This is a genomic window from Pedobacter sp. AC190 (assembly GCF_979258025.1).
Genome location: NZ_OZ409824.1, coordinates 4,283,461 through 4,301,142, shown reverse-complemented (window position 1 = coordinate 4,301,142; position 17,682 = coordinate 4,283,461). Strand labels below are relative to the sequence as shown.

20 protein-coding genes and 4 tRNA genes are annotated in these 17,682 nt (G+C 36.9%); 15 read left to right on the top strand and 9 right to left on the bottom strand.

Annotation, left to right across the window (positions count from 1 at the left end; translation table 11 throughout):
* The 5 genes from ACZZZI_RS18940 to ACZZZI_RS18920 all read right to left on the bottom strand — a co-directional run bounded on the left by ACZZZI_RS18940 (nucleotide 1) and on the right by ACZZZI_RS18920 (nucleotide 5,007).
* On the bottom strand, nucleotides 1–1,560 hold the full coding sequence (locus ACZZZI_RS18940) for a peptide MFS transporter (protein WP_316758461.1): 1,560 nt from the start codon (nucleotides 1,558–1,560) through the stop codon (nucleotides 1–3).
* A 146-nt stretch (nucleotides 1,561–1,706) separates the two neighbouring features.
* Nucleotides 1,707–2,600 (bottom strand): hypothetical protein, encoded by an 894-nt coding sequence (locus tag ACZZZI_RS18935; protein ID WP_463490698.1) that lies wholly within the window; start codon nucleotides 2,598–2,600, stop codon nucleotides 1,707–1,709.
* A 10-nt stretch (nucleotides 2,601–2,610) separates the two neighbouring features.
* Nucleotides 2,611–3,786, bottom strand: a complete 1,176-nt coding sequence (locus ACZZZI_RS18930) for an acetyl-CoA C-acyltransferase (protein WP_316758468.1) — start codon at nucleotides 3,784–3,786, stop codon at nucleotides 2,611–2,613.
* A 163-nt stretch (nucleotides 3,787–3,949) separates the two neighbouring features.
* On the bottom strand, nucleotides 3,950–4,117 hold the full coding sequence (locus tag ACZZZI_RS18925) for a type II toxin-antitoxin system antitoxin (RefSeq protein ID WP_316758470.1): 168 nt from the start codon (nucleotides 4,115–4,117) through the stop codon (nucleotides 3,950–3,952).
* A gap of 32 nt (nucleotides 4,118–4,149) precedes the next feature.
* Complete coding sequence (locus ACZZZI_RS18920; RefSeq protein WP_463490695.1) at nucleotides 4,150–5,007, bottom strand: SPFH domain-containing protein; 858 nt, start codon at nucleotides 5,005–5,007, stop codon at nucleotides 4,150–4,152.
* Between the two features lie 190 nt (nucleotides 5,008–5,197).
* On the opposite strand from ACZZZI_RS18920, the gene ACZZZI_RS18915 reads away from it, so the two are divergent.
* From ACZZZI_RS18915 to ACZZZI_RS18880, 8 genes are all read left to right on the top strand, one after another.
* Complete coding sequence (locus ACZZZI_RS18915) at nucleotides 5,198–7,204, top strand: HD family phosphohydrolase (protein WP_463490693.1); 2,007 nt, start codon at nucleotides 5,198–5,200, stop codon at nucleotides 7,202–7,204.
* Between the two features lie 80 nt (nucleotides 7,205–7,284).
* Nucleotides 7,285–7,371, top strand: a tRNA-Ser gene (locus tag ACZZZI_RS18910).
* Between the two features lie 95 nt (nucleotides 7,372–7,466).
* A tRNA-Pro gene (locus tag ACZZZI_RS18905) sits at nucleotides 7,467–7,540 on the top strand.
* A gap of 50 nt (nucleotides 7,541–7,590) precedes the next feature.
* Nucleotides 7,591–7,664: transfer RNA gene (locus tag ACZZZI_RS18900), tRNA-Pro, on the top strand.
* Nucleotides 7,665–7,934: 270 nt separating this feature from the next.
* Nucleotides 7,935–8,396, top strand: a complete 462-nt coding sequence (locus tag ACZZZI_RS18895; RefSeq protein ID WP_316758476.1) for a hypothetical protein — start codon at nucleotides 7,935–7,937, stop codon at nucleotides 8,394–8,396.
* 211 nt (nucleotides 8,397–8,607) lie between these two features.
* Nucleotides 8,608–8,679 (top strand) — tRNA-Arg (locus ACZZZI_RS18890).
* A gap of 249 nt (nucleotides 8,680–8,928) precedes the next feature.
* On the top strand, nucleotides 8,929–10,218 hold the full coding sequence (locus ACZZZI_RS18885) for a site-specific integrase (protein ID WP_463490691.1): 1,290 nt from the start codon (nucleotides 8,929–8,931) through the stop codon (nucleotides 10,216–10,218).
* A gap of 40 nt (nucleotides 10,219–10,258) precedes the next feature.
* Nucleotides 10,259–10,609: a hypothetical protein gene (locus ACZZZI_RS18880; protein WP_463490689.1), complete on the top strand. Its 351-nt coding sequence runs from the start codon at nucleotides 10,259–10,261 to the stop codon at nucleotides 10,607–10,609.
* 782 nt (nucleotides 10,610–11,391) lie between these two features.
* On the opposite strand, the gene ACZZZI_RS18875 is transcribed toward ACZZZI_RS18880, so the two are convergent.
* Nucleotides 11,392–11,664, bottom strand: coding sequence for a helix-turn-helix domain-containing protein (locus tag ACZZZI_RS18875; protein WP_463490688.1), 273 nt, complete (start codon nucleotides 11,662–11,664; stop codon nucleotides 11,392–11,394).
* A gap of 69 nt (nucleotides 11,665–11,733) precedes the next feature.
* Nucleotides 11,734–12,507 (bottom strand): hypothetical protein, encoded by a 774-nt coding sequence (locus ACZZZI_RS18870; RefSeq protein WP_463490686.1) that lies wholly within the window; start codon nucleotides 12,505–12,507, stop codon nucleotides 11,734–11,736.
* Nucleotides 12,508–12,879: 372 nt separating this feature from the next.
* On the opposite strand from ACZZZI_RS18870, the gene ACZZZI_RS18865 reads away from it, so the two are divergent.
* Entirely contained in the window at nucleotides 12,880–13,194 is a 315-nt protein-coding gene (locus ACZZZI_RS18865) for a hypothetical protein (protein ID WP_463490684.1), read from the top strand.
* Nucleotides 13,195–13,521: 327 nt separating this feature from the next.
* Nucleotides 13,522–13,977 carry a JAB domain-containing protein gene (locus tag ACZZZI_RS18860; protein ID WP_463490682.1) on the top strand — a complete coding sequence of 152 codons (456 nt, stop codon included), beginning with the start codon at nucleotides 13,522–13,524 and terminating at the stop codon, nucleotides 13,975–13,977.
* A 341-nt stretch (nucleotides 13,978–14,318) separates the two neighbouring features.
* Here the strand turns inward: ACZZZI_RS18860 and ACZZZI_RS18855 are convergent, their stop codons facing one another.
* Nucleotides 14,319–14,489 carry a hypothetical protein gene (locus tag ACZZZI_RS18855; protein WP_316758488.1) on the bottom strand — a complete coding sequence of 57 codons (171 nt, stop codon included), beginning with the start codon at nucleotides 14,487–14,489 and terminating at the stop codon, nucleotides 14,319–14,321.
* 163 nt (nucleotides 14,490–14,652) lie between these two features.
* Nucleotides 14,653–14,868 (bottom strand): hypothetical protein, encoded by a 216-nt coding sequence (locus tag ACZZZI_RS18850; protein WP_316758490.1) that lies wholly within the window; start codon nucleotides 14,866–14,868, stop codon nucleotides 14,653–14,655.
* A gap of 181 nt (nucleotides 14,869–15,049) precedes the next feature.
* Here ACZZZI_RS18850 and ACZZZI_RS18845 point away from each other — a divergent pair, with 181 nt between their 5' ends.
* From ACZZZI_RS18845 to ACZZZI_RS18825, 5 genes are all read left to right on the top strand, one after another.
* Nucleotides 15,050–15,361, top strand: a complete 312-nt coding sequence (locus ACZZZI_RS18845; protein WP_463490679.1) for a YtxH domain-containing protein — start codon at nucleotides 15,050–15,052, stop codon at nucleotides 15,359–15,361.
* A gap of 16 nt (nucleotides 15,362–15,377) precedes the next feature.
* Nucleotides 15,378–15,512: a hypothetical protein gene (locus ACZZZI_RS18840; RefSeq protein ID WP_463490678.1), complete on the top strand. Its 135-nt coding sequence runs from the start codon at nucleotides 15,378–15,380 to the stop codon at nucleotides 15,510–15,512.
* Between the two features lie 17 nt (nucleotides 15,513–15,529).
* Nucleotides 15,530–15,823 (top strand): hypothetical protein, encoded by a 294-nt coding sequence (locus tag ACZZZI_RS18835; protein WP_463490677.1) that lies wholly within the window; start codon nucleotides 15,530–15,532, stop codon nucleotides 15,821–15,823.
* Nucleotides 15,824–15,842: 19 nt separating this feature from the next.
* Nucleotides 15,843–16,298, top strand: coding sequence for an NUDIX domain-containing protein (locus tag ACZZZI_RS18830; RefSeq protein WP_463490676.1), 456 nt, complete (start codon nucleotides 15,843–15,845; stop codon nucleotides 16,296–16,298).
* A gap of 164 nt (nucleotides 16,299–16,462) precedes the next feature.
* Nucleotides 16,463–17,545, top strand: a complete 1,083-nt coding sequence (locus tag ACZZZI_RS18825) for an AI-2E family transporter (protein ID WP_316758495.1) — start codon at nucleotides 16,463–16,465, stop codon at nucleotides 17,543–17,545.
* Nucleotides 17,546–17,682 lie beyond the last annotated feature (137 nt).

Genomic DNA, 17,682 nt, shown 5'->3' with positions numbered 1-17,682 from the left:
TTACTTAACCCCGTGCATTAGTTTTTTAATAATTGGATGTAAGGCTGCGATTAATAAACCAGCAACCATTGGAATGATAGTAAATATTAAGAAAAATGTTGTTAAGCTATATTTATGAGTAATTTCTTCAATCATACTTCCAGATACGCCAGCTAATTTATTACCCATTGCAAGGAACAAATAGTACACGCCAAACATAAAACCTATCCATTTTGCAGGAACAAGTTTACTAACATACGAAAGTCCTACAGGAGAAATACAAAGCTCACCTAGAGTATGAAACAGGTAAGCAAATACCAACCAAGCCATGCTAACTTTTATATCGGGTGATGTAATTGCAGTTGAACCGTAAGCTAAAAAGCCAAATCCTATACCAAGTAATACTAAACCTAATCCAAACTTTAAAGGACCAGGAAGATTGTATTTACTTTCCCACCATTTCGAAAATACAGGTGCAAAGCATATAATAAACAAAGAGTTTAAAATGTTAAACCACGAAGCTGCAATCTCAGTGGTGTTGGCAGAAAATTCACGTTCAACTTTCCATAATACAATACCCCATATAATTATGAAACTAGTAGCTAGTATTAAATTACCGAGTTTGTATTTTGAAATAGTTTGCGAAAAGAGTTTAATCAAAACATAAGAAATAATACCTAACGGAACAATAGTTAAAAGGGCATCAACTATTTTAAAAGTTAAGCCAGCGCTTCCTGTTAAAATCCTTGTGGTATTTTCTTTTGCAAAAATCGTCATACTTCCACCAGCCTGTTCGAAAGCTGCCCAAAAGAAAACGGTGAAAATCGAGAATATAAATACAACAATTAAACGATCTCTAACAATATTGGACGGAAGTTTTTCTTCTTTAATTTCTGTTGAATCAGCATTTTGTAATGCCTGTAATTTTTTTTCTTCTTTAGGAAGTAAGCCAATACTACCAAAAATGTTTTTTGTGAAATAAAATTGCAGCATTCCTAGAAACATGAAAATACCTGCTAGTCCAAAGCCCCAGCTCCAAGAAATTTTTTCACCTATATAACCACAAATCATGATACCTAAAAATGCACCTGCATTAACACCCATGTAAAAAATAGAGTATGCTCCATCTTTCTTCTCTGGATGATCTTTGTAAATTTTAGATACAATTGAAGTCATGTTTGGTTTAAATAAGCCATTACCTAACATTAAGCAGCCTAAACCGATATATAAAAATGTTGGTGTTTCTATCGCCATACTTGCATGACCAATAGTCATAATTAAAGCACCTAGAATTACCGCCCATCGGTAACCTAACAATCTATCGGCAATTAAACCACCAATAACAGGTGTAAGATATACGCCCATTGTGTAAGTTCCATATAAAGAAAGAGCATCAGCCTTGCTCCATTCCCAACCTCCAGCAGCAATAGTAGATGTAAGAAATAAAACTAATAGTGCCCGCATACCATAGTACGAAAATCTTTCCCACATTTCGGTAAAGAAAAGCACGAATAATCCTGCAGGATGACCCAATACCTTACTGCTAAAGAAATCGTCTTTAGTTTGAATAGATGTTTGCATAAAACATTTGTTTGTTTTAGTTTATGAATTCAGAATTTGTGTGTTGTTATGTTAGTTTAACAGCTCGCAATATAGTGAGGAGTGCGCATTCTAACAAATTTTTAAATTATGTGCAAAGTAATGAGGGATTTATGTTTGAGTAGAAATTAAAATTTTCTGATAGGTTTAACATTTTTACTTGGGTCTGCATATAATGCATCGCTTTGGTTGGCCTCATTTTTTAAAATAACATTTTCTTGAAATTTCAGTTTGCCTCCAATTACTTTGAAAGCATCGGTGCCGCCATCAGAACCATAAAATTGAAATCGACCCACCATTTCAGGATCAAAAGGAACAAGGTGGTCAAAAACGATAAGCCCTGCATTTTTATCTGTTTTTAAAACCATTGCATTTTGCTTATTATATTCGAAAATTACACGGTTTTTGCCTTTAAAATCCTTTCCGTCAAATACAGGCATTCCAAAATTGGCGTTGTCTTTATTAAAAGAAAGGATTTCGATTACTTTTTTAGTCGTTTCTGCTGTATTTCCTTTCCAGCCTAATAGAACATAATAGGGCAATTTGCCTGAAGATACAACTGGAATGATTTCATAATATCTGGCCCCAAACCATTTTTGGTTACTTGTAATAATGTTCGAATCGCCGATATTATCCGTTTGGTCGATTAGTGGAAATAACTTTAATCCACCTTTGTTATTCATTTGGATAGCACCATAATAACGGTAACTTCCGTTTTCCAATTGTACATACCAGGAAAGAGTTCTAAAAACCTGATCAGGAGATTTAATTACTGAAACCGTTTTTAACGAATCGAACGAATAATTAAAAGAATTCGGTTCTTTTAACGCTTCAACCAAAGTTTTAACAAACTTTCCATTTTCGGTAAGTTTGCTTTCATCACTTTGTGTTTTATAAATTATATTCGATATTTTGATTAAACTATCTTGAAAAACATCAAGTTTATTCGTTGATTGCTGAGCCTGAAGTTTAAAACTTATAAGGCTTATTAAAATTGCTAAATAAAATTTGATGTTTTTCATTAAAAGGATTTTATAATTTTTCGATTACCAAAGCGCTAGCGCCGCCACCGCCATTGCAGATGCCTGCAACTCCGATTTTGCCATCATTTTGTTTCAGTACAGATAAAAGGGTAACTACAATTCTAGCGCCCGAAGCGCCAAGTGGATGACCTAAAGAAACAGCGCCTCCATTAACATTTACCTGATTATCATTAAGGTTTAATATTTGATTATTCGCAATTGAAACTACAGAAAATGCCTCATTAATTTCAAAGTAATCTACATTTTTGATATCGATATTAGCTTTTTGTAGAGCTAAAGGAATCGCTTTCGAAGGTGCGGTGGTAAACCATTCAGGCGCTTGTTGAGCATCGGCAAAACCTAAAATTTTTGCTAATGGTTTAATTCCCAAAGCTTCAGCTCGCTCGGCGCTCATTAATACTAAAGCTGCAGCTCCGTCATTTAATGTCGAAGCATTTGCTGCTGTAATCGTTCCATCCTTTTTAAATACGGGTTTTAATCCAGGTATTTTCTCGAATTTAACAGCCGTTGGCTCATCATCAGTATCCACCAGGGTTATTTCGCCTTTTCTATCCTTTACTTCAATCGCAATAATTTCGGATGCAAATTTTCCTGAAGTTTGAGCAGCTTGCGCCCTTTTATAAGATTCTATAGCAAATTTATCCTGTGCTTCTCTACTAATATTGCAATCTGTAGCACAAAGTTCAGCAGCAGAGCCCATGTGATAATCATTGTATACATCCCAAAGCCCGTCTTTTACTAAACCATCAGTAATCTGGCCATGCCCTAAACGATAGCCATTTCGAGCTTTATCTAAATAATATGGAACATTGCTCATGCTTTCCATGCCGCCAGCAATAATGATATCATAATCGCCATTGGCAATACTTTGTGCAGCAAGCATAATTGCTTTAGTGCCCGAGGCGCAAACTTTATTTATTGTGGTTGCAGGTAAATCTGGTAAGCCAGCAAATTTTGCTGCTTGCGTAGCTGGCGCCTGACCTAAGTTAGCTGAAAGTACATTGCCCATATAAACTTCCTGAATCTGTTCGGCTTTTAAACCTGCTTGCTCTACCGCGGCTTTAATAGCAAAACCACCCAATTGAGTAGCAGAAAACTGTGCTAATGAACCGCCAAAACTTCCAATAGCTGTTCTTACAGCCGAAACAATTACAACTTCTCTCATGTAAACTAAATTTTATGAATTTTTGGTTAGGCTGCTAAGTTATGCATTTTTTGATATTGGATAAACGCAGTAAAAGCTATTTTAGCACAAAGCTTTGTCAAAATATATAAATCGGGTCGTAAAATAAAAAAGCACAAGTATTGTTACCTGTGCTTTTTAGAAGTTATTCTTCTTTCGATTTTCCCTTCTTTCTGGATTTAATTGCTTGATTTAATAGAAATTCAATTTGTCCGTTAGTACTTCTAAATTCATCAGCAGCCCAGGTTTCAATCTCTTTTAATAGGGCAGGACTAATTCTTAATACAAAAGCCTTTTTATCTTTCTCCGCCATTCTTATTGTACTGCTTGTATACCGTATTCTATTTAATTATATAGTGTTCCAGTATTTACAACTGGTTGCACATGCCTATCTCCGCACAAAACAACCAATAGGTTACTAACCATTGCTGCTTTACGTTCTTCATCTAATTCTACAATTCCTTTTTGCGATAATTTTTCTAAAGCCATTTCAACCATTCCAACAGCACCTTCTACAATTAGCTTTCTTGCCGCTATAACGGCTGTTGCTTGTTGACGCTGTAGCATTGCACTTGCAATTTCTGGAGCATAAGCTAAGTGCGATATTCTGGCTTCCAAAACTTCAATTCCCGCTCTCGATAAGCGTTCATTTAATTCGTTTTCTAAAAGCTCGCTTACTTTTTCAGCGCCATCTTTTAAAGTGATACTTGTTTCTTCTCCTTCGGCATGGTCATAAGGAAAGATATTTGCCAAATGCCTTACAGCTGCTTCACTTTGAATGTTTACGTACTGCATGTAGTTTTCTACAGAGAAAATTGCTTTTGCTGTTTCATTAACCTTCCAAACCACTACAGCCGCAATTTCTATAGGATTACCAAGCTTATCATTTACTTTTAATTGCTGACCATTTAAGTTGTTTGCCCTTAAAGAAACTTTTCTTTTGCTGTTTAAGGGATTTACCCAAAAGAAACCATCTGTTTTAACAGTACCAACATACTTGCCAAAAAGGGTTAAAACTTTTGATTCGTTTGGATTATTAATGATTAAGCCAGGTAAAACCAGAAAAAAATTAAAAGCTAAAATGCAGCCACCAAAAACAAAATTTTCTGTAAAAAAACAAAAAACGGTAGCACCCAATAGTGCTAAAAACAAAACGAGTGTTAAATATCCCGATGGTGGATTAATAATTTTTTCTTGATACATAATTGATATTAATTTGATATCATAAAGTAAAATATAAAACTTGGTAATTGCAAACAAAATCGTTAAAATGTATATTAGATAAAAATGTTATTTTTGACAACAACATATCCACATCGTTTTGGCCAAAATCAAGAAAAATTCGCACAAAATCTTTTACCGTAAGTATTCATCGAATCTAAAATATTTAATGATGATGTTTACAGTATTCGTAATCACACTTTTTTTACCTAAACAACCACGTTTCAGATATGAGTTTGAAAAGGGGAAAGTTTGGATGAATAAAGATTTGATTTCCCCTTTCCCATTTGCAATCTTAAAAACTAACCCGCAGGTAAGCACCGATAAAAAAGATGCTTTACGTGATATTTTACCCGTTTATCAAGTTGATAAAGAAGTAACAAATGATGCGCTTGAAGGTTATTTAAATGAATTTGATATAAAATGGCGATCAGGGCAATTAGATGAAAAGGATAAGATTTTGTTCAAAAATATTTCCTTTAAAATATTAGAAGGTATTTATCAAAAAGGAATAATTGGTTTAAATGTTAAGCATCTAACAAGTGGAAAGAATTACGATTTTTCTTTCCTCGATAATAATATTTCCAAACAGAAAAATACACAAGATATTTTTACAGCGGAAACAGCACTCAAATATTTTAAAGCCAATTTTAAGGCGCCTAATCAAGTTATGCAAGATTTGGTCGATAATTTAGCTGAAGATCATATTACACCAAACATCGTTTTTAACGAAAGGTTAACCGAAGTTATTCGCGAAAATACAGTAAGTAATGTATCAACCACTAGGGGAATGGTGCAAAAGGGAGAACTTATTGTGGCAAAAAACGACGTTATTGACGATGAAATTTATCAAAAATTAGAATCTTATAAAGCTACTTATGATGCTCAAACCAAAACTATAGGAAGTAGGACTTTAGTGTACTTAGGGCAGGTTGTTTTGGTTGCTTTTATCCTTTCTATATTGATGTCTTTTCTTTATCTCTTCCGTAGAGATATTTTTTCTGATAATAGACAGCTCTCTTTAATTTTAATTGTAACAACAGGAATGCTTCTGGCGCTAACATGGGCTTTGAAAATGAATATTGCCAGCTTATATTATATTCCTTTTTGTGTTGTTCCTATAATAATTAGAATTCTGTTCGATACCAGGCTTGCGCTTTATTTGCATATGTTGGTGATATTAATTGCTGGATTTTTTGTTGCAAATAGCTTTGAATTTGTTTTCTACCAGGTTACGGCAGGGATGGTTGCAATTTTTAGTATTAAAAACTTTGTGAAACGAGAAAGGTTTTTGGTTTCTGCACTTTTTATACTTTCAGCATACTTTGTTTCATTTGTAGGGATTGCTTTATTAAGAGAAGGGTCTTTCAGGGAAATTCAGTGGATCAATTTTGTTCCCTTTATTTTTAGTGTTTTACTTTCTCTTTTAGCATACCCTTTAATTTATATTTTCGAGCGAGTTTTTGGCATAACGTCTGATGTTGCATTGATAGAACTTACTAATACCAATAATAAATTGTTAAGAGAGCTAGCTTTTAAAGCACCTGGAACGTTTCAGCACTCTCTGCAGGTTGCAAACCTAGCCGAAGCTGCTATCTTTAAAATAGGTGGAAACTCTGTTCTGGTTAGAGCTGGTGCTTTGTATCATGATATTGGTAAGGTAGATAACCCCCAATATTTTATCGAGAATCAAAATACGGCAGTCAGCCCGCATGATAAGCTTCCTTACGAGCAAAGTGCTCAAATTATTATTCAGCATGTTCATAAAGGAATTGAGATTTTAAGAAAGAATCAAATTCCCGAAGCGATTATCGATTTTATCAGAACTCACCACGGAAATACGAGAGTCGATTATTTTTATCAGTCATTTCTTAAAAATTCGCCCGAAAAATTTGTCGATGAAAATATTTTTAGATACCCAGGACCGATACCTTTTAGTAAAGAAACTGGTGTGCTAATGTTAGCAGATTCGGTAGAAGCTGCCTCCCGAAGTCTGAAAAATCCCGATGCTCAGAACATAAATGACATAGTTGAACGGATAATTAACTATAAATTGGAGCAAAATCAATTAGATAATTGCGATTTAACATTAAAAGATATTGAGACTATCAAATTGATTTTCAAGACTATGTTGATGAGTATCTATCATGTTCGAATAGATTATCAACAAATTTTGTAATTTTTTTTTGTGGAATAGGTTGTTTTGCTATATTTGCAGACCTCAAAACAACGTCGGTAGGACAAAAACTTAGAGGAATAGGAGAGGTGCCTGAGAGGCCGAAAGGAACAGTTTGCTAAACTGTCGTACTGGTAACGGTACCGCGGGTTCGAATCCCGCCCTCTCCGCAAGAAAAATAAAATTGCAAAAATAAATGGAATTATCATTTTAAATCCGTTACTTTGCAGCCCTTAGAAATAAGGAAAAAAGGAGATACCAAGTTCGGGATGTAGCGTAGCCCGGTATCGCGCCTGCTTTGGGAGCAGGAGGTCGTAGGTTCGAATCCTGCCATCCCGACAAAAGTTCAAATCCACTTTAAAAAGGATTTAAAAAGGAGATACCAAGTTCGGGATGTAGCGTAGCCCGGTATCGCGCCTGCTTTGGGAGCAGGAGGTCGTAGGTTCGAATCCTGCCATCCCGACTAAACAAGACTTAAAACCCTCTAAATATTTATTTAGAGGGTTTCTTGTTTTTATCCAATTTAAGTGTGTTAATAATATCTGTTGCTAACTCAGTTTGTACTCTAATTTTCCCGTCAAAAATAAAAATTCGAAAGTTGTTTTTATGCAACAAATAACTGTTCTGCTTTATCATCCATTCTTAGTTTATTGAAAAAAAAGCCAACAAAATGTGGAGAGAATTAATTGAAGATTTCAAGATTGATAATTAATTTCGTGACCCAATAAATTTTATGATAGAACTTAACTACCGCTTTAAAGATGTTTATGGACATTACAGAACTTTACAACTATCTCAAATTGCACCTGAGGATTTATGGTGTTTAAATGAAGAAGGAGTATTGTTGGCAAGATTGTCAAAGATTCATGATTCATGGAAACAGTTATCTGGTGAATTATTGCCTAAAGAACTCATCCGTGGCGCTGGAGCTTATATTCAGCAGAATTATTATGATTCTATACCATTGCAAATTAAAGATCGATGGCCAGGGATTATTAGCAGTGCGGAAAAAAAATCTGATTCAGAAATCACAATTATTTGTAAACCTCAGGTAAATCTTTTTACGTTTCGATCTATTTTTTGCAAACACGTACCACGCCTCTTTAATCAAGAAATTAATGTTGAACTTAAAGTTTATAGCTATAATTATGCTCAGGACTTCAGTCTTAAATTAGATATAAAAACCAAACGCTAAAAGCACTAAAATTTGATTATAAAACTAATTAATAGTAAAGTTTTGTGTCTTTTTTAGATCATTCAATATTTTGAAATACGCCAATTTTAGGCCAAAAGTTTTATTATATTTGCGGCATGATCATAGGCATAAATGAAGCTAAATGCTGCGTTTTTCTTATAATTGTTTGTTGCCAGGTTGTAATTCAGTAAATCAGGTAATTGAATAGCTTGGTCCCGTAGTTCAACGGATAGAATAGAAGTTTCCTAAACTTTAGATATGAGTTCGATTCTCGTCGGGACCACTTTTGTATGTTTTAAAATGATTCAAAATCCTGTAAATCAACACGTTACAGGATTTTGTTTTTCATCAAAAACCACTAAAAACGGTGAGTTTTCACGCACTTTGGTGAGTAATTCGGTGAGTTTTGGAAAGAATCGAATTTCTACCACGGATTGAGTCTAAAATATTGATTGTCAGTATGTTCGAATTTTGAACATCTTGTTTTGATCAGGTTGCAAATCTAACTTTGTTAACCTGTTAATTCAAGCTTATGAACCAGAATTTTAGTGTGCTTTTCTATCTAAAAAAGCAAAAAAAAGAAAATGAAAACGGTCTTTTGCCGATTTACCTGCGCATCACCGTATGCGGAAAACGCTCTGAGATTTCAATCGGAAGAGAAATTGATCCTGAACAATGGGACAACCGCCGAAACAAAGTCAGGGGCACCAGGCAGGAAAGCCGTGCTTTAAATGATTACTTGAGTAGCATCATTTCCAAAATCAGGAAGATCCACACGGGTATGATAGACCGTGATGAAGAGATTGATGCAGAGACCATTCGTAATCACTACCTTGGAAAAGGCACAAAATCGAAAATGATTCTTGAAATTTTTCAGGAGCATAATGAAAAAGTGGCTGAGCTTATTGGCAACGGCTACAGCAAGAATACACTCAAGACCTACAAGAGTTCAATTAAGCATCTTGCTGCCTACATTCTGGCGAAGTATGAAAAAGCTGATTATCCCTTAATCAAGGTAGACTTTGGATTCATTACCGGATATGAGCACTATCTCCGGGTTGAAAAAGAATGCATGGCCATCTCTGCACAAAAATATATTGTTCATTTAAAGAAGATCATATTTTTCAGCCTGGCAAACGGGTGGATAGTCGCCAACCCGTTTCTGCATTATAAATTAAAAGCTAAGCCGTCTCCAAGAACATTTTTGACTCAGGCAGAGCTTGATGCCGTGCGGACAAAAAGGCTGCATGTACAGAGGCATATCCAGGTCAGGGATATTTTTGTTTTCAGTTGCTATACCGGTCTTGCCTACATAGATGTACAAAAACTTAAAAGAAGTGAAATCCAGATTGGGGATGATGGTAAGGAGTGGATTTTTACATCAAGGACTAAAACGGAAACACCTTCTCATATTCCCATCCTCGCTGAAGCGAAAGAAATCCTTGACCGATATCAGGACCATCCCGTTTGCGAGATAAAAGGTTTGGCACTTCCCGTGTACACTAACCAGCGGATGAACAGTTATCTCAAAGAAATCGCTGATCACTGCGGCATCACCAAGACCTTGACCTTCCATTTAGCCAGGCATACATTCGCAACAACAGTCACCCTTTCCAATGGCGTACCGATAGAAACTGTTTCAAAAATGCTCGGGCATAATAGCCTGAAAACCACCCAGCATTATGCCAAGGTATTGGATTCAAAAACGGGACATGATATGTCTGAGCTCGCTGAAAAACTATCTAAAAGAGTCAAGGATAAAGGACGGAAAAAGAAGAAAAAAGAAAAGGTAAAAGTTTTGAAACTTTATCAATATAGCTAACATATTAACCCGAATGGCATCATTGCAGGACATCGCTGCTATGAAATTGAATGCCATTGTCGGAAGTGGAGAACGTATTAAAGATTTTGTCGACTTATATCACCTGCCTGACAAACTCGACTATTCCGAAATGCTTAATCATTACTGGCAAAAATACCCCAACGTAACCATTGATATGGCTAACCGTTCTGTCGGCTATCACGAGCAAATTGATATGGAGGTACCCATAGATCTCCTGGACGGAACATTTCAATGGAAGAAAGTCGCAAACAAATTAATAAGCATCTCGAACGAGTTTAGTCTTCCCGCTAAAAACGTCCATGACAGACAGCCATGCCTTAGGCTTAACCTTGATAGCAACAAGGATAATGGACAAGGAATGACCAGATGATCACTAATTCTTTTTTGAAAAGTAAATTGAAAGATAACCTAAGTAACTGTGCAAAAGGTTGTGCTCTTTCTTAGATTATTGGGTCACAAATTACATTTTTGCCTAAATACAAAATCGGAACGAAGTTGGATTGTGTGTGCGGCTTCGATAAGCCACAGATGAGGGAGGGCCAACACGTATATCTCGGATTTTCATTTTTTTTCTCGCTTTTGTTGCAGTTTTTTCTTGAGTTTTTGCGCCTTGTTAAGTTCATCCTCTTTGTCCCTAAGGGTCTGTTCGGCCTGCTGCAGTTGCTCTTGATTTATTATGATTTCTTTGGTCGGATTTCCATAGTAGGTTTATTTAAGTTTTATCGGAGGTAGCCACTTTCTGCGACCATCGGAAGTGGAAAGCAAGTTCTTTTTCCATAGGAAAAAGGTTTTTGTGGTAACAAAAACATAAACTTGCTCCCTCAAAATTTCATAAAGACCATTCTTCCACATATTGCGAGGTGCATCATTATTTATTTAAAAAAATCAGGCTTCCAGATGGATTGAATGATGGTTGATAAGTGATGTACCCAGATCGACACAAGTCCTTAATACACTTATGATAAGTACTAGTTGATTGGATCTTGGACATCGTCATCAATTTTTTTCTTGTGATTACGATTGGATTCATTCTCCCTCCACTAGCCCAACACTGTACAATTGTAGTAAATAGACTGATATGCACTGGAGAAATCACTTCATCTTCCTGTGCCTTGCAAAGGAAGATTGAAAGAGGAGTTGCCATTTTCATTTTTAGGAATTTGGCGATTTAGAATGTTGGAGGACTTTGTTGATTTCCTCCATGCTGTAATACATGGTGCCCCCAATTTTGGTAAAACTGAGAGTTCCCTTATTTCTTAGTGTTTGAAGCGTTCCACTGGAAATAGCCAATAACTTTTTTACCTCATTACTTCGAAGCCATTTCTTACTGGCAGGTCTATCCGAGCTAAAAAGAAGTTTGAGTTCTTTAAACAGTTCAGATTTGAAATCTATCAAATCTGATTTAGTCATAATTTCTAACGACATAAATTTCAATTAGTATGGCAACATTGCCAGTACGAAATTGAACAAGAAAGGGACGTTTTAAATGACCATTTATTTGCTTTGGTCAGATTGGATGCGTTTTGAATTGGGTTCCAAGGTGATGATTTTAAAGCGCTTGCTAGATTCCGCAACTTCTGATCCTTTAATTAACTTGGAAGATGTATTTGCCGGAAAATAATTCCTGAGGGTTTCTAGGGAAATCTCATTTTCACCATGCTGAAAATACTTCGCAATCATTTTATACCAGGGGCTTTGTGATTGTGATCTGGCTAACTTTTTCCCATCAGGCATTGTGAGTTCCTGAATTTGCTTCACCAGATCGATTAATTGCGATAGGTTTCCGTCCAGCAATCTTATTTTCTGGTCCGGCTCATAACGGGTTAGTGATTTAATGTGATTTTTTAATAGTAGAATTTCTTCTTTAAGCTTTAATATCTCAATATCCTTTTCTGAAACAACTGTTTCTAGGCTCTTTTTGATATGCCATTTGTCGAACTTTCCAACAACATCTTTAAATTTTCTTAATGCATCGAGGCTCTTAATTGTATCCAAAGCCGTAATACTTTTTTTATGATAATGGACAATTTGGTCATCGATTTTATCTAAAACATGTGTAAAAAAGTCCTTTTCCGAATTTTCACAACTAAGAATAAACCAATCAAGATGGAATTGATAGTATTCCGCATATTCTACGGGTTCAAGACTAAAGAATTTTTTGAAGAAAAAGTTATCGCCTTTTTTTCTATCAAATTTAATTGGATTACCTATTTCAAACTTGTGGGGGCTTTTATCAAAAGGATCTCTGAATTTAAAATATTCTTTCATAATGCATTCTGCTGATCATTCTAAATTAAACATTTACACTTAAGATAGAGGAATGTGATGTGTAAATAACTAAACATGGTCTTAAAAAGCAGTGTGATTTTAACTGGAGATGAAGGTTATTGCGCTTCTCGGCCAGCAGATAAGGGTTGTTCGCTGGTAATTTCAGGAGACTGTTGAGCTTGCAGTTTGGCAATGGCCAGCACTCCTTTTCTTTAACGGTGAGGAGCGTGTGTAGTTTCAGGTTCGATTATCAAACTATAAAACACTGATTGCATTTCTGGTATTGATTAGATAATTAAATTATTCTGCTTCATTTTCAGTTGGTTAGTTTCCAGGGTTTGCGGATTTGAAAAAGGAATTTATTTTTGCGGCATGATTGTAACCGTACTGGCAATATTGGAGACTGATTTTAAGCCAGAGAAGAATCTTGCTAAGGTAATGAATGACCGTTTAGTGCGTGCGGCAAAGGATCTTCAGGACGTTTATTTTAAGCCGTTTTCTGGAAGGGGATTTTCTTCAGATGATCTGGTGGTGTATATTAGTTATAATCCGAAATATAAAATTCGTTTCCGTATTGTAAATGATGTACCTGCGGATATTGAGTATTTTGTGGCGGAATGTTGCGGGCGTTTGGGGTTTATTCTCTGGAAGGCTAATGCGATCGGGGTTAGCAGGGAAACTGTTTAGCAGGACTATCGTTACATAAATGTTCAATATCCTTGGTCTATTTTTTTTATGCTTTGCCATATCTCAGGACCAGCCGCGATTTTTCTGCGCCGGATACGTGCCTTGGTGTCCCTTAGATGCCAGCGTTTTTAGGTTATTTACTATTTTTGTGTTAAAGGTAAATCCAATTCTGCCACAAATTTAAGGTTCAGCTGCGGCACGCGAAGGAATTTCCGGCATAAACCCGCCTATGGCCTTTTCAGCCCGTTTCCATTTATTCCGTTCCTCCTTTCGCTTTGGCGCCGGGGCCTGAACCTTTTACTGCACCATAATTAAATCTTAAATATTATGGAAAAGCAAGTTTTTAGAGTTTCAGAAATCGAAATCAGTTATCGTCCGGCATTCAAGCTTTCAGAAAAACCCAGCGTAACTTCTTCCCTTATTGCTTACGGGATACTGGATCAAAGCTGGGATCGCAACAAAATGGAATTGTTAGAGGAGTTCAAAGTGCTTTTGCTTAACAGGCAGAACAGAGTGCTGGGTGTGCTGAATGTAGCTCAAGGAGGTTTTTCTGAAGTATCGGTGGATCCTAAGGTGATATTTTCCGCGGCACTGAAGGCTTGCGCCAGCGGGATTATTTTAAGCCATAATCATCCGAGCTCAGAATTAAGGCCTAGTGAGGCAGATGTAAAGTTGACTACTAGGATGGTGGAGTGTGGTAAGCTGTTAGGTGTTGAGGTTCATGACCATATCATCTTATCAGCTTATGGTTATTATAGTTTTATGGATGAAGGGATGATTTGATTCATTCCTTCATTATCTTTTGTTATAGCCTTACTTCTATGGTCGGACTAAAACTTCCGTTTAGGTATAATTATATCATGATCCAACGTAATTAGTGCCTGAATGAGTGTTTAAGCTGATGGCTTTAAACACAGTTTATTTTATTTTTAGTTATATGTAGTGAAGAAGGTATTGGGCAAGCGAAATGAATCCAGATGATTCAGAGAGCAAGCCGGTCTTCTTTAAGACAGATCAGTTTGTTGGCGGTTGCCTATCGGGCTTAGCTAGAATGGTTGTAGTTAAAATTAACTAATGCAATTTAAGTTAGGTGGCTGACGTAATAAATCGCCTCATTTGGGGCACTAAGAAAGGCAGCCTTGGTTTTTTCGTTGGGCACTAATGATCCAGATACAAGCTACCCAGCTTACAAGTGCGGTAGAAATACCTAGTTCCGGGTCGGCAAGCGTAAATGAGGAGAATATGGCTATTACCGAGATAGCTGTTGCGAAGAAAAAAGGGATAAATTTTTTCATAATTGTTAAACTGATTTAGATCAGGGTTTTCAAAAACTGAACCAGAATATCAATTTATTTAAAGATCATATTCTTTATTTCAATAGTCTGACATTTCTACCAAAAAAGTCAGGATTTTTTATATAATTTTCTAAAACTCAGAAAACAGACTGACATTGAATCCTTATTCGAGTGCAATACAGATAGTAGAAAACAGGTCATTTGAAATGGAGCTTCCGTCCAGTCGAAAAAATTCCTTTGATCTTTTCTGAATGTATCCTTTGAACTGGCCATTGGTGGTCACCCTGAATAGTGATCCATCACCTTTGACCTCGCTTATTACTATCAAATCCTCACCAATACTTAAAATTCTTTCTGGAGTAGCTGCTTTAGTAATCATATGCAAATATTGTTAATACTAAAATTATTAGCAAATAATCTTTTAAACAATTGATGATAAACAGTACGACCGATAAATTCATAATCTTATAATGGCCAGCGATACAGCGAAATAACTTTAGAATCGAATTGGAAAACAAATCTGAAAATCAGCGGTTTTATTAAAAATCAAACTTAATATTATGAACGATAATTCGAAAACAGTAGTTGCATTGCTTGCAGGACTTGCCGCAGGTGTTGCTTTGGGAGTGCTTTTTGCACCCGATAGAGGTGAGGAAACCGTTGATAAGCTTTCACGTTCATTATCCGATCTTAAAGACAGAGTTTTGGAACGTGCGAAGGATGAGCTGGAACGTCTGGTGGATACGGGAAAAGAGTATGGTAGTAAGTCCGCCGACAGTTACCAGTCAGCAAAGGAAGAGTTAAAAGAAAAAGCTGGTTCTGTTAAAGAAGAAGTAAAGGATTCAGTCATAGATTCAATTGAACAAGCTTAATATAATTACCTGAAAAATGGGATTACCAGATACAGGAGAAGCGGCTTGTACCGTTTTTTTATGTATCGGACTTGTGGTTTCGGTGCTCTGGTTAAATCACGGTTTTGTTAATGAAATGATGCAATGGGCGCTTGATGGGTATTCAATTTAATTTTCATAATTTTCGATATGGATCCATTTAATATTGTAGTCGTTCGGGCAGGAAAGCAACTTGGCCTAAACATCCACCCTAAAAATCAATCGGAATACATGGTGCTTTTTGAAGGCTCTCTTGTTGGGGAGGTATTGCTTAATGAGCAGGGAAAAGTATTGGGTGCTGTTTCTGCAAGTGAACTTCTTAAGGGCGATTATCCTGACTATCCATGTGATGTTTCACTGGATTGTGAAGGCTTGATTTCTGAAAACATAATGGTCGATCAAATTGGCAGGGAGATTTCCAGGGCTCTTGGTTTGTTGAGATAGCGGACCTAAATTTTTAGTAATGGCGCTGAGTTCGGGTATTTTGGTTTTTAGAAAAGCTGGTGAAGCACTGGAATTTTTTCTGGTGCATCCTGGTGGGCCATTCTTTGTTAAAAAGGATGTAGGGTTCTGGACAATTCCTAAGGGGCTTGTTGAGGAGAAGGAAGATCTGCTTGTTGCCGCAAAACGTGAGTTTCTGGAGGAAACTGGCTTCGAGCTTTCGGGGGATTTTATTGATCTGGGTTTCATAGTGCAGAAGGGGGGAAAGCGGGTTCATTGTTTCGCTGTGGAGTTTGACCTTGATCCCTCGCAGCTTGTCAGCAATACCTTTGACCTGGAGTGGCCACCGCATTCTGGAAAACTGGTTTCTTTTGCTGAAGTGTACAGGGGTGATTGGTTTAGCTACAAGAAAGCTTTAATCAAGATTAATTCGGCCCAAGCTAGCCTTATTACTAAGCTTGTAGATATAAATTCATAGTTTTATCAATCCAGCTATTTGCTAAGGTAATAATACCATTTGGCTAGGGGTGGCATTGCGCAGACCACGGGGGGGACCAGGGCATACTTGATGGATTTGTTATCCTTTCTTTTTATATGAGGTTTGAATTTTAAACTATTCTGGGAAAGTGTTGTTTAAGGCATATGGAAAAACTTAGCCTCTCTGTAAACACACTCTTACTTTTTGTGCTGGCCTTTGCAGGACTTTATTTTGCTGCGCCTTTCTTGATTCCCTTGACCTTAGCAGCAGTGCTTTCTATGGTCTTTATTAGATTATGCAGTTTTTTTGAACACCAAGGAATGTCCAGGGGTTATGCCTCGCTTATTTGTATACTGATTTTTTTGATAGCTATGGCTCTGGTTGTTCTATTATTATCCATTCAGCTAAGCAGTCTTTCGGAGAACCTGGATGGGATGGAAAAGCGTATTGTCAGCATGCTGGAGTCGCTTAAATCCTGGATTAATGAAACAGTGGGTATCAGAAAATCTGAACAGCAGAAGGCTATTGAGGATGGAACAAAGGGGAAATCTGGGGGAATGATACTGGCTTTTGCAGCGGGGCTAATGGGCGTTCTGGTCAATACGATACTTGTTTTGGTATATATGTTCCTGTTTCTTTCGATGCGTGGCCATATCAAAAAGTTCATTTTGAAACTGCTCCCAAAAAAAGAGAATGCTGATGCCAGTGTGGTGATCCATCAGACGGGAAAAGTTTCCCAAAAATACTTGAGCGGACTTGCGGCAATGATAGCAATTTTGTGGGTGATGTACGGGATTGGCTTCAGCATTGTCGGCGTTGAGAGCGCAATCTTTTTTGCTGTGCTCTGCGGTCTGCTTGAAATCGTGCCTTTTATCGGAAATCTGACGGGAACTGGTTTGACCGTACTAGCGGTAATGGCCCAGGGCGGTGATGGCAAGATGGTCTTTGGCGTCCTGGTCACTTACTTTATAGTGCAGTTTATCCAGACCTACATTCTGGAGCCGATCATAGTGGGCGAGCAAGTTAACATCAACCCGTTATTTACCATCATGGCCATTGTGCTCGGGGAAGTGGTTTGGGGGGTAGCAGGGATGATCCTGGCGGTACCGCTTTTGGGAATGGCAAAGATCATCTGCGACAGTTATCCTCACCTCCAGCCTTACGGGTTTCTGATTGGCCCCGAAAATCCGAAAAAGCCGCAGACAACTATAGTAGACTATATCAAAAAAATATTTTCAAAACAATAAGAAATGGTATTTAGCGGTTGATCGCTCGGGATACCAGCCGAACCATCCTATAAAAAGCTTTTGATTATAACTTGGTAGTTAGAAATAAATTTTTTCTAAATTGTTGCTTGCATACACGCCAGTAAATAAGCGGAATG

Excerpts from the sequence above, each read along its gene's own strand:
- ACZZZI_RS18940 (WP_316758461.1), bottom strand. The coding sequence starts at position 1,560 with ATGCAAACATCTATTCAAACTAAAGACGATTTCTTTAGCAGTAAGGTA.
- ACZZZI_RS18935 (WP_463490698.1), bottom strand. The coding sequence starts at position 2,600 with ATGAAAAACATCAAATTTTATTTAGCAATTTTAATAAGCCTTATAAGT.
- ACZZZI_RS18930 (WP_316758468.1), bottom strand. The coding sequence starts at position 3,786 with ATGAGAGAAGTTGTAATTGTTTCGGCTGTAAGAACAGCTATTGGAAGT.
- ACZZZI_RS18925 (WP_316758470.1), bottom strand. The coding sequence starts at position 4,117 with ATGGCGGAGAAAGATAAAAAGGCTTTTGTATTAAGAATTAGTCCTGCC.
- ACZZZI_RS18920 (WP_463490695.1), bottom strand. The coding sequence starts at position 5,007 with ATGTATCAAGAAAAAATTATTAATCCACCATCGGGATATTTAACACTC.
- ACZZZI_RS18915 (WP_463490693.1), top strand. The coding sequence starts at position 5,198 with ATGATGTTTACAGTATTCGTAATCACACTTTTTTTACCTAAACAACCA.
- ACZZZI_RS18895 (WP_316758476.1), top strand. The coding sequence starts at position 7,935 with ATGATAGAACTTAACTACCGCTTTAAAGATGTTTATGGACATTACAGA.
- ACZZZI_RS18885 (WP_463490691.1), top strand. The coding sequence starts at position 8,929 with ATGAACCAGAATTTTAGTGTGCTTTTCTATCTAAAAAAGCAAAAAAAA.
- ACZZZI_RS18880 (WP_463490689.1), top strand. The coding sequence starts at position 10,259 with ATGAAATTGAATGCCATTGTCGGAAGTGGAGAACGTATTAAAGATTTT.
- ACZZZI_RS18875 (WP_463490688.1), bottom strand. The coding sequence starts at position 11,664 with ATGTCGTTAGAAATTATGACTAAATCAGATTTGATAGATTTCAAATCT.
- ACZZZI_RS18870 (WP_463490686.1), bottom strand. The coding sequence starts at position 12,507 with ATGAAAGAATATTTTAAATTCAGAGATCCTTTTGATAAAAGCCCCCAC.
- ACZZZI_RS18865 (WP_463490684.1), top strand. The coding sequence starts at position 12,880 with ATGATTGTAACCGTACTGGCAATATTGGAGACTGATTTTAAGCCAGAG.
- ACZZZI_RS18860 (WP_463490682.1), top strand. The coding sequence starts at position 13,522 with ATGGAAAAGCAAGTTTTTAGAGTTTCAGAAATCGAAATCAGTTATCGT.
- ACZZZI_RS18855 (WP_316758488.1), bottom strand. The coding sequence starts at position 14,489 with ATGAAAAAATTTATCCCTTTTTTCTTCGCAACAGCTATCTCGGTAATA.
- ACZZZI_RS18850 (WP_316758490.1), bottom strand. The coding sequence starts at position 14,868 with ATGATTACTAAAGCAGCTACTCCAGAAAGAATTTTAAGTATTGGTGAG.
- ACZZZI_RS18845 (WP_463490679.1), top strand. The coding sequence starts at position 15,050 with ATGAACGATAATTCGAAAACAGTAGTTGCATTGCTTGCAGGACTTGCC.
- ACZZZI_RS18840 (WP_463490678.1), top strand. The coding sequence starts at position 15,378 with ATGGGATTACCAGATACAGGAGAAGCGGCTTGTACCGTTTTTTTATGT.
- ACZZZI_RS18835 (WP_463490677.1), top strand. The coding sequence starts at position 15,530 with ATGGATCCATTTAATATTGTAGTCGTTCGGGCAGGAAAGCAACTTGGC.
- ACZZZI_RS18830 (WP_463490676.1), top strand. The coding sequence starts at position 15,843 with ATGGCGCTGAGTTCGGGTATTTTGGTTTTTAGAAAAGCTGGTGAAGCA.
- ACZZZI_RS18825 (WP_316758495.1), top strand. The coding sequence starts at position 16,463 with ATGGAAAAACTTAGCCTCTCTGTAAACACACTCTTACTTTTTGTGCTG.